Origin of the sequence: Prevotella sp. oral taxon 376, from assembly GCF_003043945.1 — a bacterium.
Classification (GTDB): Bacteria; Bacteroidota; Bacteroidia; order Bacteroidales; family Bacteroidaceae; genus Prevotella.
The window spans coordinates 1,077,896-1,094,223 of record NZ_PYXG01000001.1 but is presented as its reverse complement, the minus strand read 5'-3'; the positions used below and the strand labels follow the sequence as shown (position 1 = coordinate 1,094,223).

General features: G+C 53.5%; 8 protein-coding genes and 1 pseudogene. 6 read left to right on the top strand and 3 right to left on the bottom strand.

The window, feature by feature from the left end:
• Positions 1–104 precede the first annotated feature (104 nt).
• The 4 genes from C7120_RS04735 (at position 105) to C7120_RS04725 (ending at position 9,837) form a co-directional block, all read left to right on the top strand.
• A complete protein-coding gene (locus C7120_RS04735) occupies positions 105–3,047 on the top strand; it encodes a discoidin domain-containing protein (protein ID WP_233247022.1) in 2,943 nt (980 codons plus the stop codon).
• Positions 3,048–3,660: 613 nt separating this feature from the next.
• Positions 3,661–5,787: a hypothetical protein gene (locus C7120_RS04730; protein WP_107620571.1), complete on the top strand. Its 2,127-nt coding sequence runs from the start codon at positions 3,661–3,663 to the stop codon at positions 5,785–5,787.
• 76 nt (positions 5,788–5,863) lie between these two features.
• Positions 5,864–6,064 (top strand): hypothetical protein, encoded by a 201-nt coding sequence (locus C7120_RS14015; RefSeq protein ID WP_199220694.1) that lies wholly within the window; start codon positions 5,864–5,866, stop codon positions 6,062–6,064.
• 68 nt (positions 6,065–6,132) lie between these two features.
• A complete protein-coding gene (locus C7120_RS04725) occupies positions 6,133–9,837 on the top strand; it encodes a hypothetical protein (RefSeq protein ID WP_107620570.1) in 3,705 nt (1,234 codons plus the stop codon).
• Between the two features lie 50 nt (positions 9,838–9,887).
• Here the strand turns inward: C7120_RS04725 and C7120_RS14120 are convergent.
• Positions 9,888–10,055 (bottom strand): annotated as a pseudogene (locus C7120_RS14120) (IS982 family transposase); the annotation flags it as partial.
• 121 nt (positions 10,056–10,176) lie between these two features.
• Here C7120_RS14120 and C7120_RS04715 point away from each other — a divergent pair.
• Together C7120_RS04715 and C7120_RS04710 are read left to right on the top strand one after the other, a co-directional pair.
• A complete protein-coding gene (locus C7120_RS04715; RefSeq protein ID WP_107620569.1) occupies positions 10,177–10,356 on the top strand; it encodes a toxin PIN in 180 nt (59 codons plus the stop codon).
• A 456-nt stretch (positions 10,357–10,812) separates the two neighbouring features.
• Entirely contained in the window at positions 10,813–12,018 is a 1,206-nt protein-coding gene (locus C7120_RS04710) for a GTP-binding protein (RefSeq protein WP_107621392.1), read from the top strand.
• A gap of 103 nt (positions 12,019–12,121) precedes the next feature.
• Here C7120_RS04710 and C7120_RS04705 read toward each other — a convergent pair whose 3' ends face one another.
• Both C7120_RS04705 and C7120_RS04700 read right to left on the bottom strand, forming a co-directional pair.
• The gene (locus tag C7120_RS04705) at positions 12,122–14,350 is read right to left on the bottom strand and encodes an alpha-N-acetylglucosaminidase (RefSeq protein WP_107620568.1); all 2,229 of its coding nucleotides are present in this window, start codon (positions 14,348–14,350) and stop codon (positions 12,122–12,124) included.
• A gap of 66 nt (positions 14,351–14,416) precedes the next feature.
• Complete coding sequence (locus tag C7120_RS04700) at positions 14,417–16,321, bottom strand: RagB/SusD family nutrient uptake outer membrane protein (RefSeq protein ID WP_107621391.1); 1,905 nt, start codon at positions 16,319–16,321, stop codon at positions 14,417–14,419.
• Positions 16,322–16,328: the final 7 nt, after the last annotated feature.

The following is a 16,328-nucleotide window of genomic DNA, read 5'->3' as shown; positions in this document are numbered from 1 at the left end:
ACAAGCAAAATGAGGACAACCACAAGAGAATAAAAAACATGATGATGAATATATTTACTTCAACCAATTATTAACATATTAAATTATCAAATGATTAAATTAAAATGAAACAGAAACTTCTTTTTTTATTGGCGCTGGCCTTCGTCAGCATCAGCGCCATGGGGCAAGTTACGTTCACAGCCATCGGCGGCTCCGATTTCGACGCTGACGAAGGCTCCAAGCTGGCGTTTGACGGAAACATCAACACCAAATGGTGCAAGAAAGGCAACGACAACGTAAACAACTGCTACTTGGTGGTGGAAGCCAATGAGGCCACCTACATCGAAGGCTTCAGCATGACCACGGGCAACGACAGCAAAACCTGCCGCGGGCGCGCTCCGAGGAACTACACCATCTTCGGAAGCAACGACAATGCCAACTGGACCGTCATTTATCACCAGCAGGACGACAACCTCATCGAGGACGAGAACTTCAAGACCTACACGGTGTATTGCAACAGCAAGGAGAAATACAAGTACTTCAAGCTCTGGATCAAGGAATCGCACAACACATGGGGCTATGACGACAGACTGTTCCAGATTTCCGAGTTCGCCCTGTTGCCGGCCGCGCAAGGGATGACCTTGGCGTCGGGCGATGCCAAGGCCATGGATGGCGAGACCGGACAGAAGTGGGAGGGCAATACCCCCCAGAACGTCGTGGTGAAAGCCAGCCAGCCATGCCTGCTGTTGGGCTACCAGTTCACTACCGGCAACGACAATTCCGAACACCACGGTCGCAATCCGAAGGACTGGAAAGTGGAAGGTTCCAATGACCAGACCAACTGGACCGTGCTGGATACCAAGACCAGCAACACGGTGATGCAGGACAAGAACTGCTATCCCTACTTCTTCGAGGTAACATCGGCGAGCGTCGGTTACCAGTACTATCGCTTCACCGTCAGCGGCGCGGCGGGCGGCACGTATTTCCAGATGGGCGAGCTGGCCCTGAAAGCCGAGGATATTCATGCGCACAACTACGTGGATGGCTACTGCACGATTTGCCATCGCCCCGACCCCGCTTACATGACGGTCAATACCGAGGGATTCTATGAGTTAGGCACAGCCGCCCAGATGAAATGGTGGAGCGCGATGGTTGCGGACGGCCATGCCAACATCAACGCCAAGCTGACCGCCGACCTCGAACTCGACAAAAACTTCGTGCTGGTGGGCACAGAAAAACATAAGTATGCCGGCACGTTCGACGGCCAGGGCCACACGCTCACCGTCAACATCGTGGGCACCGGGCAGGGCACAGCCCCCTTCCACCGCACGAATGGCGCCACCATCCGCAACCTTACCATCGCGGGCACCGTAACCGCTCCGTCCAATACGGACAATTACCACACGGCCGGCTTGGTGGGCTTCTGTGAAAACACAACCCTCCAGCGTTGCGTCGTGAAAGCCGCCATACATATTGGAAAGAGGTACGACCAGTACTCGGGCGGTTTGATAGGCCATATTTTATCGGGCAATACCACCATCGAAGACTGCGCCTTCATCGGTTCCATCAGAGGCGACGATGGCTACATTTCCAACATCGCCGGTCTCGTAGCCTGGGGCGATGACGGCACGCTGACTATCCGCAACAGCTACGTGAATGCCACCTACACCTACGTGTCGGGACTCAACGCTATCCTGTGCCGGGACAAAGGTTCGCAGAACAACCTGAGCCACGTGTATTATTCCGAGAGGTCTAAAGGCATTGATCAGGATAATAACATGAACGGCAACTTGGGCGAGCAGATCACCAACGAGCAGGTGAAGAACGGCTTTTTGGCCTATCACTTGCAGGCCGGCCGCACCGACCAAGTCTGGGGACAGACGATCGGAACGGACGATGAGCCACTGTTCACCAGTGACGCCGCGAAGCACGTGTATCAGGTAACCTTCGCCTACAACGACAAGAAGGCCTTCCGCTACGCCAACTACGGCAATCCCATCGCCGGCGGCCTGCCCATAGCACGAGACATCCTCGGCGCAAGCTACAACCCCTACAATTCTTATACGCTCACCTTTGCCGATGGCTTCGACGCTACGACCACCGTAACGGCAGACCGCACGGTGAAGGTGCAAATGGCCATCGTCGAGAATGGCTATTTCGCCGTCTCCTCGAAGGCCGACTGGAAGGAGCTCTGCGACTTGGTGAACGGCGGCGAGACCGGCCTCAACGCCAAGCTGACAAAGGACGTAGACCTCGGCACGGACATCGTGATGCTGGGAACAGTCCACCAGCAATATTCCGGCACGTTCGACGGACAGGACCATACGCTGAAGTTCAACTGGAATGCGGGCGAAGATAACCAAATCGCCCCCTTCCAGCGTGTGGAGAACGCCACGATCCAAAACCTGCGCACCAAAGGGAGGATCATGACGGGCGGTGACTATTTGTCCGGATTGGTTATGGAGGCCAATGGCACCACTACCATCTCCCGTTGCGTCACCGACGTGGACATTACGGGAGGCCACCATTCCATTCCACCCTATATAGCGGGCATGGTTACAAATGTAGAGAATGGTGCCTCGGTTATCATCACCGACTGCCTCGTCAAAGGCAGCATCACCGACGCCTCGTGGTTTGCGGGTAAAAGAATCAGCGGGTTTGTAGGTGGCTACAAGGGCACCCGCACGATAACCAACTGCCTCTACTTAGGCACGAGCAAGTACGGAGAGTACTACACCTTCACCTTCGACAACAACGCCACCCTCAACAACTGCTACTACCTCAACGCCTGCGGCAAGCCACAGGGCACGCAGATCACCGAGGCGCAGCTGAAGAACGGCGAGGTGGCCCGTCTGCTGCAGGCCGGCCGCAGCGACCAGTTCTGGCCACAGCTGCTCGGCAGCATCACGGGCATCAACGACGTGACGGTCGACAGGGTAGGCGCAAGGAGCACGGCGGTGTATGACCTGCAAGGGCGCCGCGTGGCCGACCGCTTAGACGACGCCACACGCAACTCGTTGCCCGCCGGCATCTACATCGTGGGCGGCCGCAAGATGGTCGTGAAGTAACGCCTTCCATCGGGGGCGCGCCCGCCAACCGTGGCGCGCTCCCCGATAACCCCGCAACCCTATATATATAATAAGGTGGAAACGACAACCGACAGCAGCCTTTCCCGAGTGCAAGAAGACGTCCCGTCAAATGGCGGCAGCCTTTCCGAGATGCAAGAAGAGGCCCCGTCAAATGGCGGCAGCCTTTCCGGCCTCTCAAAAAACATTCCTACAAACGCCGACAGCCTTGCCGGAGTTCGGGAAGCTTCAAGACATAACGGATGTTAAATGCCGGGGTTCGGCAAACGTTAAGGTATAACGGATATTAAATGCCGGGGTTCGGCAAACGCTAAGGTATAACGGATGTTAAATGCCGAGGTTCGGCAAACGTCAAGACATAATAGATGTTAAATGCCGAAGCCCGGCAAACGTCCCGGCAAACGACGGCAACCGTTCTCACATTAAAAATTTCAAACTTTAAACATCAAACATCAAATTTCAAACTTCACATTTCAAACTTCAAACTCTAAAGCCTATGGTTTAATTTCAAATTTCAAATTCAATCTTAATGATTCATTTCAAATTCAATGATTCATTTCAAACTTCAAATTTCAAATTTTAATTTTAATTCAACATGAAACATTCAATTACAGTTCAGAGGCTTTGCCTCATTCTCTTCACCCTGCTGCTGACGGCGCCGGCGTGGAGCAAAGTATACACAACTACAGCTCGCAACCGAAACCAAGGCGAAGCGGAAGGCACACGCACATTTGATAATGGCATTCTTACCGTCAAATGGAGCAACTGCAAGACCGGGCCGGCATTGCTTCCGGCCAACCGCAACTGGGAGATGGCATATAATTCTACCGTTACCATCACTTGCAAGGAAGGCTGGCGCGTGCGTGCTTTCTATGTCAACAAACAGCTGAAGAATGCTGAGTATCTCTACTGCTCGTCAGACAAAACCTATTGGAGTAAGGGGGGGACAATAGCAAACACCGACGCGCCCCAACAAAGCATTACGATAACCGCGGGGAACTATGTGGAGTTTGCGGAGTACACCATAGATTATGTGCAAGTGCGTCCGCTCTCTTTCAAGAAATCAAGCTACACCGTTGGCGTGGACCAGGTACTCGACACGCCGCTTGACCAAATGATAGACAACCCTTCGGGAAGCAGCATCACGTGGAGCATAGGTAACACGAATGTGGCTGAAATTCAAAATGGGAAAGTAAAAGGAAAGGGAGTAGGCCAGACCACCCTCACCGCTAAGGTGGCAGCCGACGAAGATCATGCTCTCACTGAAGCTACGGCAACTATTAACGTGGTGCGCGACATTCACCCCTCTCTGGCGCAAACGGCCATCACGATGAAAGCATGGGAAAATCCGCAGATACCCAAACTGAATGGAATGCCCAATGACTACGACGGTCAGATAACGTATGAGAGCAGCGACAACGGTGTGGCAGTGGTCGAAGGAGGCAGACTGAAGTTCGGCGGCTCGGGCTACGGACGGTCGGCCACCATCACCGTTAAGATCCCGCAAACCCGCAAGTACAAAGGTGCGACGCTCAAATTTACTGTCAACGTAGACAACGAGATGCGCATCGCATCGAGGGAAGACTGGAAGAAGTTCTGCGACCTCGTGAACAGCGGAAAGGCCTCCCTCAACGTCAAGCTGATGAAGGACATCGACCTCGGCACGGACATCACGATGGCAGGCGGTGGCAAAAGCTACTCCGGCACGTTCGACGGGCAGGGGCACGCGCTGAAGATCAACTGGAATAGCGGCGATAGAAAATGGATAGCTCCTTTCCAAACTGTGGACGGCGCCACGATCAAGAACCTGCGCACCGAAGGAGAGATCAATTCGAACACCCTCTTTTTGTCAGGATTGATTTACGACGCCTATGGCAACACCACCATCTCGGGCTGCGTCAGCGCAGTGAACATCACGAGCAGCTATAACGAAGGCGGATGCAACGTTGCGGGCATTATTGAATGTGTAAGAAAAGATGCCAAGGTTACCATCACCGACTGCATCGTCAAGGGCAAGTTCCACGCCACGACGGAGAATGGCAAGAGATATATGGCCGGATTTGTAAATAATCAGTATGGCACCTGCACTCTGACCAACTGCCTCTACGCCGGCGAGAACAACAGCTCCAGCGGCTACACCTTCTGCACGAACTCTTTCTCCGGCACCACCATTACGAACTGCTACTACCTCAACACCTGCGGCACGGCGCAGGGCACGAAAATAACCGAGGAGCAGCTCAAGAGCGGCGAGGTGGCCTATCAGTTGCAGAACAAGCGCGCCGGAAACGTGTGGGGACAGTTCATCCAAGTCGATGAGCAGCCCCTGCTCACGACCGAAGCCGCGAAGCATGTATATCAGGTATCCTTCACCTACAAGGGCCGGGTAAAGGCCACACGCTACGCCAACAGCGGCAAGCCCATCTTGGCTCCTTTGCCCACCGTGCAGGATCTCTTAGGCTCGGAATACGACTCCAAGAAAACGTACACGCTCACTTACGACGGCGGCTTCCAGCCTTACACCCTCATCAATGGCGACCGCACCGTGGCTGTAACCGTAACCACGCCTACGGGCATCGACGGCGTAACGAACGACGCGGCCGGCGTGAACAGTCCGGTATATGACCTGCAGGGCCGCCGCGTGGCCGACCGCTTAGACGACGCACGCCACTCGTTGCCCGCCGGCGTCTACATCGTGGGCGGCCGCAAGGTGGTCGTGAAATAATGTCTCTCTTCTTATCTGGGGGAGCGCCCGCCCACGGGCGCTCCCCCGATATCCCGCAACCCTATATATATAAAAGGTGAAAACGACAAACGCCGACATCAAGCGCTACAAGGAGCAGGTGATGACGCGAACGAAGAAAGATGAATCGGAAGATTTGGAAAGATTTGGAAGATTTATTCGCCTGACGGCTCATCAACTCGTCTCGGCGAAGCCGACTGAAAAAGAGTGTGCCTCACGTTACAAATCGGGACAAATCGGACAAATAATTATTTTCTAATTTTTTAATTTCAAAATGCAATGTTTAATTTCAAACTCAATGTTTAATTATTTAAATTTCAATTTAACATGAAACATTCAATTACAATTCAGAGGCTCTGCCTCTTTCTATTGGTCTTCTTGCTGGCCGCGCCGGCGTGGAGCAAATCCTACACAACTATAGCTCGCTACCGAAGCCGAGGCGAAGTAGAGGGTACTCGTACAACCAAGGACGGCATTGTTACCGTCACGTGGAGCGACTGCAAGACCGGTCCGGCATTGACGGCTGCCAACCGCAACTGGGTGATGAAAAAAGGTTCTTCCGTTACCATCAGGTGTAAGGATGGCTGGCGGGTGCGCGGTTTTAGCATCCGCGAACAGCTGGAGAACCCAACCTACATCAACTGCGTGGATGACAATCGCTATAAGAAAAAGTATTATGAATTCAGTGACGAAACTCATGAAAAATCACTAAATATCAGCTGCTGGGACGCGCCCAGCCAAGACATTAGGATAGAAGCGCTAAAAGACGTGGAGTTCGCGGTGTACGAGATAGATTATGTAAAGGCCGTCAGCGTGGGATTTAAGCATTCACAGTATAATGTATACTCCATGTCGGGTTGGATAACGCCCGAAATCATCTCCAATGGGCACACCGGCAATGTCCGGTACTCTCTGGAGAATAATGGCACTATCGCGAAAGTCCTCGATGGGGGTAAGTTACATATTATGCGCCCCGGAAAGGGAGTCTTCACCGTCACTTACCTTGCCAATGGCACATATGCCAAATCGGAGGGTAGCACTACTATCAACGTGATGCGCGACAAGGTAACCTTCAGTAAGAAAAATGAGGTCAACCTGATTTCCTGCGGCGATAATTACGGCATATTCGAGTTGTTCAACCATAACACGAGCAGTCACAGAGATTACAATACGAACAATGGGGGATTCAGCGTTACCAGCAGCAATTCCAATGTCGTCAATTTTGACGGCAGGGTCAAGTGCGGCAGTAAGGCTGGCGAGGCGATCATCACCATCAAACAGGCGCAGAACGATTACTACGAGGCGGCCTCCTTCTCGCAGACTTTCTATGTGATACGCAGGGACCGCAACGGCGCGATGCTCATCAAGGACGCCGACGAATGGAAGCTGTTCTGCAAACTCGTCAACGAAAAGGGCATGACCAATCTCAACGCCCGCCTTGACGGCGACGTCAACCTCGGAGGGGACATTGTGATGGTGGGTACTTCCATATCTTACTCCGGCACCTTCGACGGCAACGGACATACGCTGAAGATCAACTGGAATAGCGGCGATAGAAAATGGATAGCTCCTTTCCAAACTGTGAACGGCGCCACCATCCGCAACCTGCGCACCGAAGGAGAGATTAAGTCAAGCTCGAACATCTTGTCAGGATTAGTTCACGAAGCCTATGGCAACACCACCATCTCGGGCTGCGTCAGCGCAGTGAACATCACGAGCACCTATAACGGTAGCGGATGCGACGCAGCGGGCATGGTTGAATGCGTAAGGGATAATGCCAATGTTACCATCACCGACTGCCTCGTCAAGGGCAAGTTCCACGCCACGACGGAGGGAGGCAGGAGATATATGAGCGGATTTGTAGAAAATCAGTATGGTAAGTGCACTCTGAACAACTGCCTCTACATTGGCGAGAACAACGCCACCGGCGGTAACACCTTCGCCGCCAACGCCACCATCAAAAACTGCTACTACCTCAACGCCTGCGGTGAGGCACAAGGCACGCCGGTAACTGCCGAGCAGCTAAGGAACGGCTACGTAGCCTATAAGCTGCAGGCCGGCAGGAAATACACGATTTGGGGACAAGACCTCGACAGCGACGCGCAGCCGATGCCTACCACCGCTCCCTTGAAGATAGTGTATGAAGTGAAGTTCAGCTACAAAGGACAGGTGAGAACCACCCGCTACGCCAACAAGGGCAAGGGCATCTACGGCACGCTGCCCACGGCGAAGGAGATGTTGGGCAGCGACTTCAACCCTCAAGAGACTTATAAATTCACTTTCTCAGGCAAATTCACGACTTCCACCCCCATCACAGCCGACCGCACCGTGATTGTAACCATACTCATAAATAACTGTTACATGATAGGTTCGAAGGAAGAATGGAAAGAGTTCTGCGAACTCGTGAAGGACGGACAGACTAATCTCGATGCCAAAATGACTGCCGACATCAACCTCGGCAGGGACATCGCGATGGTGGGCAATAAAGAGTACAGCTATGCCATCGTCGGTTTCGGCAACCCCTACACTGGCACCTTCGACGGGCAGGGGCATACGCTCAATGTCAGCTGGTATCCAAAAGATGACTATGACTTGGTCTACTGGGTGGCCCCCTTCCAAAGGGTGAACAACGCCACCATCAAGAACCTGTGCGTTACAGGAAACATAAATTCTGAAATGAATAGAGGTATCTTTGGCGGATTGATTAGCAATGCGAACGGCAATACCACTATCACCAACTGCATCACCGATATGCGTCTAACGATTAAAGATGGCGATGTTGGCGGCATGGTTGGCGAGACAGCAGGTAGTCTTACCATGACCAAATGCGTTACTAATGGCGTGATCACAGTTGGCAACAAGGGATATGGCGCCGGCATGATTTGCTCTGGATATAACGCCTCGATTACCATGACCGACTGCCTCGTCAAAGTATCTCTCGTCCCTGTGTCTGACTGGGCCCGAACAGAGATGTCCGGGTTTATATTTGATCTTTATTATAAGTATAAGAACGAGCCTACAACAAAACCAGTTACGCTGAACAACTGCCTCTACCTCGGCGCAGGCAATGTAAGCCAAATGGGCGGAAGCTTAAGAACCTTTGCTCCCGAGAAGTACACCACCCTGAACAACTGCTACCACCTCAACAAATGCGGCGATACGCCACAGGGCACGCAGGTAACCGAGAAGCAGCTCAAGAGCGGCGAGGTAACCAAGCTCCTGCAGAACAACCGCACCGACGTTTGCCATTGGGCACAGACGCTGGGCGAAATGCCCAACCTCTACCACGCGCCCGACAAGAGCAGGACCAACTACGTGTACTACGACGAGGCGAACAGCCGCTGGACGTGCGAAGACTTCCGCCTCACCGACGGCACACCACTGCCCATCGGGCTCGACTTCCTTGCCGTCAAGGCTACCTACGAGCGCCCCTTCAGCAGCAAGAACAACGCCACGGTGTGCCTGCCCTACGAGTTGCCTCGTAACGGAAGTTTCACAGCCTACAACCTCTCGGCCGGCAGCAACACCTCAATCAGTTTCAAGGAAACGAAAGATAAGCTCGAGGCATACCGCCCGTATTACATCACTGCCGGCGGCACGCCGCAGCTCGGCGGCTATAACCTGCAGGTGAAAGCCTACAATGCCGATGGCTTGAAGCAGCCCGCCGGAGCTTTCAGATTCGTGGGCACGGTGGACGGCGTGGACAACGCTACGGCTGCAGCAGCCAACGCCTACATCCTGCAGGACGACGGCAAGTTCCACAAGGTAACGACGGAGTATCCCGAAGCCACCGTTCCTGCTTATCGCGCCTATATCACTTGTCCGAAGACGTTAGGTGCCAAGCAGTTCTCTGTCATCCTCGACGGCGAGACCACCGGCATCGGCGACGTGACGAACGAAGCGAACGACGGGAAGAACGGTCCGGTATATGACCTGCAGGGCCGTCGCGTGGCCGACCGCTTAGACGACGCACGCCACCAGCTGCCCGCAGGCGTGTATATCGTGGGCGGCCGCAAGGTGGTAGTGAAGTAAAACTCTCTTTTCATCGGGGGCGCAATGCGCAATATGTGGTGCGCCCCCCAATGATAAAAAATCATCAGCATGATTTCTGCCTTTGACATCGTGGAATAACAGTGGTATTTCCTCTTATTAATGGTTTTTAGCATGTATTTTGCCATTATTGCATCAAAAAAATTGCAGAAATCATCTGTAATACAAAATATTTTCGTAACTTTGTCCTCGGTAATCATAGCGATTTGTGTTTGTAATGCTTTATACATCAACACTATAAAGTTATAACAAATTTCGCTGATCACCAATTTACAGGCACTTATAATTCATTGAACTCATATTAAAATAAAGAATTAGAAAATGAAAAAGTACATCAAACCGGAAATGAAATCGAAACTCATCGAGTTAGAAAACTGCATCCTCGCCGGCTCCATCAGCGTGCCCATCAGCGAAGATCCCGCCACGGGACCGGCCCTGTCGAAAGACTCTTCCTCCCCCGAGGAGGACGGCAGTTCATCCTCCTCGATATGGGGAGAGTAACAGGGGAGTAATCACTCGCCGTAAAATCATGTAGAAAGAGCCTTCTCTGAAAGGCGCAATACATCATCACAGGGGAACCTATACGCTGGTTCCCCTATTTCCTTTTCCTTAGTCCCCATAGGTTTGTGGCTCCAATCCCTTAGGAATCAACATGAGAAAGTATATTAACCCATGCCACTGAACCGGCCCTGTCCAACCGACACAGAAGCCAAATAAAACGGCCGGACAAACAGGAACATCTCATTGTCGTGGACTGAACTTTTCCCGGAAGCCGTCTTCTGTCTGACAACTTCGGCGATTTTGAATGACAAAATCGGCGATATTGTGCGACGAAATCGGCGATTTCGTCATGCCGACAGCAATAAATCACATTACAATAGTTTATAAAAAAAGATTTGCACAGAAACTGGGAAAAGCGTATCTTTGCATCCGGTAAAAATGAAGGAACAACAAATCATGAAGATGAAAGAAACACCCGTCTTGCTGCTCACGGGCTATTTAGGCAGCGGCAAGACCACTCTGCTGAACAGAATCCTGAAGAATGAGCGCGGCATTAAGTTCGCCGTGATCGTCAACGACATAGGAGAAGTGAACATCGATGCCAGCCTCATCGAGCAGGGCGGCGTGGTAGGGCAGCAGGACGACTCGCTCGTGGCCCTACAGAACGGCTGCATCTGCTGCACGCTGAAGATGGACCTGGTGCAGCAACTGTCAGAAATTATCGGGATGGAGCGGTTCGACTACATCGTCATCGAGGCCAGCGGCATCTGCGAGCCCGCACCCATCGCACAGACCATTAGTGCCTATCCGCAGATGTACCCCGACTATGCGGAGAAGGGAGTGGCAAAGCTCGATGCCATCGTAACCGTCGTAGACGCTCTCCGCATGCGCGACGAGTTTAACAATGGCAACGACCTGACGGCACAGAACATGGGCGAGGACGACCTGGCCAGCCTCGTCATCCAGCAGGTGGAGTTCTGCAATATCATCCTGCTGAACAAGGCCGCGGAGGTAAGCGCCGACGAGCTGACCGGGCTGAAGAACATTATTCGCGCCTTGCAGCCACAGGCAGAGATACTGGAGTGCAACTACGGCGATGTGGAACTCGACAAGATTCTCAACACAAGACTGTTCGACTTCAACAAAGTCGCCACCTCCGCCAAATGGATTGAAATGCTGGAGGGGCACGGCCACGAAGAAGATGATGAGGACGAGCATGACCATGAAAGCGGCGAAGGCCATCACCACGGGCACCATCATGAGCACACGCACGGCGAGAAAGGCGAGGCGCTGGAGTATGGCATCGACACCTTCGTCTACTGTCGGCGCCCCGCTTTCAACTTAGGACGCTTCGATGAGTTCGTGGCCCGCAAATGGCCCAAGGCCGTCATACGGTGCAAGGGCATCTGCTACTTCCGCGACGAGCCCGACACCTGCTATGTGTTCGAGCAGGCCGGAAAGCAGGTGGGACTGCGAAATGCCGGCCAGTGGTATGCCACCATGCCTGAAAAAGAGCTGGAGCAGTTCATGAAGCAGAACCCGGGACTCCGCCGGGACTGGGACGAACGCTACGGCGACCGCATGCAGAAGCTGGTCTTCATCGGCCAGAGCCTCGACAAGAAAGCCATCACAAACGCCCTGGATTCCTGCCTGGAAGACTAAGCCCGACAGGCGAGAACGACTTTAGGGCATCAGACAAACGAGGCCTCCCCTGGCAAATCCAGAGGAGGCCTCGTCATGTCAGCATGATCCCGCCAGCGGGCGACTAATCGGCCAGCGGACCGTTGAGGATATGCCCCCGATACTTGGCTACCAATTCGGCGGCCACCTGACGACTGTCGCCTACAGGCCTTTCGTCGAAGCGGCCGAGACAGGCTTGCCACCAATACCGCTCATAGGTGGTAACCGCGTCGCGATAGACGGCAAAGCGGTCTTCATCGAAGGCCTTGTCCTCGTCGAGCGCCTCGTTGACGGCGTCGAAGAACATGCCCCACCGCCTGCCGTAGAAGGTCTTGGTAAGCCCCGCCCAGGTGCGGCTCGCATAGTCGTTCAGCAGCTGATCCTTGTCGCTCCAGGTAGTAATCAGGTTGCGGGCGTTCTGCTCATAGTAGCGTGCCTCACGCAGCGAGTCGCCTCCCCACTTGCGTGCGTCGGCTATCCACTTGCCTGTGAGGAAATAAGACTGCGTGGCCACCATGCGGTCCACATCGTCGATAAGGCTCATCATCTCCGTCTGCAGCCTGCCCATCACCTGCCGGTCGCGCCTGTTATAGGCCTCCTCGTACTGCCTGAACACCGTGAGGAAATAGTTGCTGAGCAGCTGGCGGGTGATGTTCGCGACATCAAACTTATAGGCCGCCGTGCCCGACCGCACCTTCAGCAGCAGTTCGGCAATCTTCAGGAGGTTGCGGTTGTCGTACCTGATACGCGGATTCGCGTAATAAGTCCTATACTTGCCGAAGGTCGGCCGGATGTTGATCAGCGGGCATTGTCCCGGCACGGAGGGAGCCACATAGATGCTGTCCACAAGGAGTCTCCATGCCTCCCGGGCATTGTGATCAACCTTCCCCACGCGCTGGTCGGCAAGGGCGGCGGTCCACAGCCTCACATCCTTATGGGTTCCGAAGTCCCAAGCCTTCTCGAAGACATACTCATAGACATAGGGATTGCAGTCGAACCCCTCAAGCGTGGAGCCTATACCCGTGAAGTTGTCGCCGCCGTTCCGAAAGGTATTCTCCAGCCGCTTGTTGATCTCATAGAAGTCGCCCACGAGCATCGTGTTGCCTCCGAAGTTGCCCAGATAGCACCAGATGTAGGGCACACCGAAATATTTGTCGGTGAGCTGCCATATCTCCTGCCGCTCACAATAGTAGTCCAAGAGGAGCGACTTGTCCTTGGGATAGGAGGTGATGTAAGGCTTGATGCGGTCGTTGGTCCAGTCCTTGCGCTCGTTCCAGAAGAGCCATGTCATCTGGAGCCATACCGCCTCCGGGTCGGCCGACCGCAGGGACTCGTAGACCTGACGGCTCACACGGCTCAGATAAGACGGCTCGTAGCTCGGCGGAGTGAGCTCGTTGAAGAGGTCGATGCCATAGATATGGTCGGTGCCATACATCTCTTCCTCAACGGTGATGAACTTTTTCTGCACCTCGATAAACAGCGAATCCATCGGGTCGAGAAAGCTGCAGGCATACTGATCAGGGTATCCCGACCATGCTTCAAGCCGCGTAATGCGAGCCTTGGGGAAGAGACGGAGCAGCGCATGGGGCACATGCCCCGCGAAGGCCGGCAGCACCGGACGCATGTTGAGCTCACGCTCACGGGCCGTAATCTGCTGCTGAAGCTTCAACTGCCCATCCAGCCACGACTTGGGGAGAGGCCCTCCCCAGGAGTCGATGTTCAGCATCCTGTGCCAGGGCAGGTGCGACGGCCCCGTGAAATAGCTCCTCACCTCCTCGTCGGTAAGCCCCAGCTCCGTCCACACCTTATACCAAATGGACTCCTGGCCTGTGATGGCAAGCGGCAGATTCACGCCGTTTAACGCCATCCAGTCTATAAAATGCTCCCATTCCTGCCAGTCCCACCACGGCATGGTGTAGCCGAAGGTGCAGTAGTTCAGGAAGAAACGGTTCTTCACGCGTGCCCTGATGGTCTTAGGCTCACGAACCTTCGGCAACACAGCGGGCATCGCGATACTGTCGTGCGACAGCCAGCCCACCTCCACCCGGCAGTAATACTTCAGGTAATGGTTCAGTCCCACGGCCATGGAATTGGCATTATTGCCGCTGATAACCACCTTGCCGCCTCTTGACTCAAGGCGAAAGACATCCTCGCCGGCCTTCAACAACTTGAAATCGAACCACTTTTCATAACCGGGCAACAGGCGATGGACCAGCCCCCTGGCGGCCGCGACATCTCCATTTCTCCCGGATGCGGAGAATGAAGAAACGATGCCTCCCGTGAAAAAAACAAGTATTAAAAGAAACTTTCTCATATCAAATCGTTTTTATAAGAGCCTGCGGCCATTCATTTAAGCCGCAGGCAGGCATTGCTATTCTGACTATTGCAGGGGCTCCCCATAGTGAGAGCGCAACTCCGAATTATCACTAAACACGGCCGTGCGGTATACCGTGGGATTGGTGTAAGGGTTGTTGTAGTGCAAGAGCACATGGTTGGTGTTCAGCTCGGCTTGGTTCCATCCGGGAGTCCAGCCCACATAGACACCATTCATATCCAACGCTTGCTGGTATCTCTCACAATTAGTCCCCTTATAACCACGGTGGATGCCGAGCTCCAGACGCTTGGCGTCGAAGTAATTCCTACCCTCGCCCCAGAATTCTATCGCCTTCTGGAAAGCCAGTTCGTCTATGAAATCCGCCTCGCTGGCCGCAGTACACGAATATTGGGGATTGCGGGTCCTGACGATTTCCTCAAGCGCAGCCTTAGCCGCATTCACACCTTGCGTGTGCATAAGGGCTTCGGCCTTGATGAAATACATTTCCTCGACGCGCATGGCGGGGAAGTCAACAGCTCCCCCGATGTCTTCCAGCTGATAGTCGCCGTTATGAGGACGGAATTTAATGTTCACATAAAGCCAAGGCCACGACTGGAATCCATACGACACATTGATGCGTGAGCGAATCCAGGCGGCATTTCCCGAAGTCAGCTGATACTTATAGCCATCGGCCAAGCGGCCGGAATACTCCTTGCTCCATGCCGAGTCAGTCGTCAAGGTGTTATCCCCTTTCAGATTCCATTTGTTATTAACAAAACTGCCGCTGGCATTCCGCTCCACAAGATACGGTTGCCCGGCAACCTGATTTTTAGACTCATAGAAGAAATTGGGATCCAGCCAAGACTTCTTTCGGAAGTCGGTATCTGCCAGACGCTCATACATCCTGCGATCCAGAGAGCGGCCTACCCGCCAACCATAGGCCGAGAAATTAGTCTCCGTGCCATAGAGCATCGCAAAGCCGAAAGACCCCCAAGCTCCTCCATGGGCGGCATTCGTGTTGCTTTCCGATATGGAGGTTGCCAGCATCCAAGAGTTTTGGGAGGTCCGGTTATTGAAACCGCTCTTCGGGTCTGTCCACTCTTGCTCCGTCAGAGGCGTACAATGAGAGGCGGTGATGGCCCTCTCGGCATACTGCTGCGCCAACCGCCAATAAGCAGGCGCATCCTTATACTTGGCAGAGATATTGGCATGGGAGGCGAGGAAATTGTAGGCGCGGGCATAAAGTCCATAGACAACACTCATGTCGGGCTGCACCTTGTCCGTCCGCGTAAAGTCTGCCAGATAGCTCTCGGCCTTGGCCAAATCACCCAGCACGAGGTCAAAATCCTCGTCAACCGATACCCTCGGATTGTGGGTGGCTGCATCAGAAGGCGTCTTCTCTGTTACGATCGGCACTCCCAGATTCGTCAGGTCGTTTTCCGGCTGGGTAAAGCTGAACCTGCTATCCGTGGGCTTCTTGTATTCCATAATCTGCGTAATCTCCATGTAATACAAGGCTCTGTAAGCATAGGCAATGCCCAGATAAGACCGCTGCGCCGCATCGGTCGTCGTCGAGTCTATCATCCCGATGATGTCGTTCACCGTCTTAATATACCCATAATAGACATAAGAAGGATAAATCCCGCGGTTGGAACCCGTAGAACTGATACTTCCATAATGCCAAGCGGCCAATGTATTATATCCATTGGTGCCCGTGCATACCATCGGTGTCGTGGCATGCTCCAGCATGGCGAGCAGACTCGCATAAGAAATCAGCTCGATACCACCGTCGTCATTAGAATATCCCACCATCGTGGTATATATGGAATTAACCATCCCATCCAATGCCGACTCCGAGTTAGAAATTTGCTCTTCTGTTACATATTGCGTCGGTGTTACCTCGTCAATGCAACCCGAGAGAGCAAGTATGGCCGCAGTTGCAGCCACGCATATCTTCGTATATCCTTTCATAATCTTT

Excerpts from the sequence above, each read along its gene's own strand:
- C7120_RS04735 (WP_233247022.1), top strand. The coding sequence starts at position 105 with ATGAAACAGAAACTTCTTTTTTTATTGGCGCTGGCCTTCGTCAGCATC.
- C7120_RS04700 (WP_107621391.1), bottom strand. The coding sequence starts at position 16,321 with ATGAAAGGATATACGAAGATATGCGTGGCTGCAACTGCGGCCATACTT.
- C7120_RS04705 (WP_107620568.1), bottom strand. The coding sequence starts at position 14,350 with ATGAGAAAGTTTCTTTTAATACTTGTTTTTTTCACGGGAGGCATCGTT.
- C7120_RS04730 (WP_107620571.1), top strand. The coding sequence starts at position 3,661 with ATGAAACATTCAATTACAGTTCAGAGGCTTTGCCTCATTCTCTTCACC.
- C7120_RS04715 (WP_107620569.1), top strand. The coding sequence starts at position 10,177 with ATGAAAAAGTACATCAAACCGGAAATGAAATCGAAACTCATCGAGTTA.
- C7120_RS04725 (WP_107620570.1), top strand. The coding sequence starts at position 6,133 with ATGAAACATTCAATTACAATTCAGAGGCTCTGCCTCTTTCTATTGGTC.
- C7120_RS04710 (WP_107621392.1), top strand. The coding sequence starts at position 10,813 with ATGAAGATGAAAGAAACACCCGTCTTGCTGCTCACGGGCTATTTAGGC.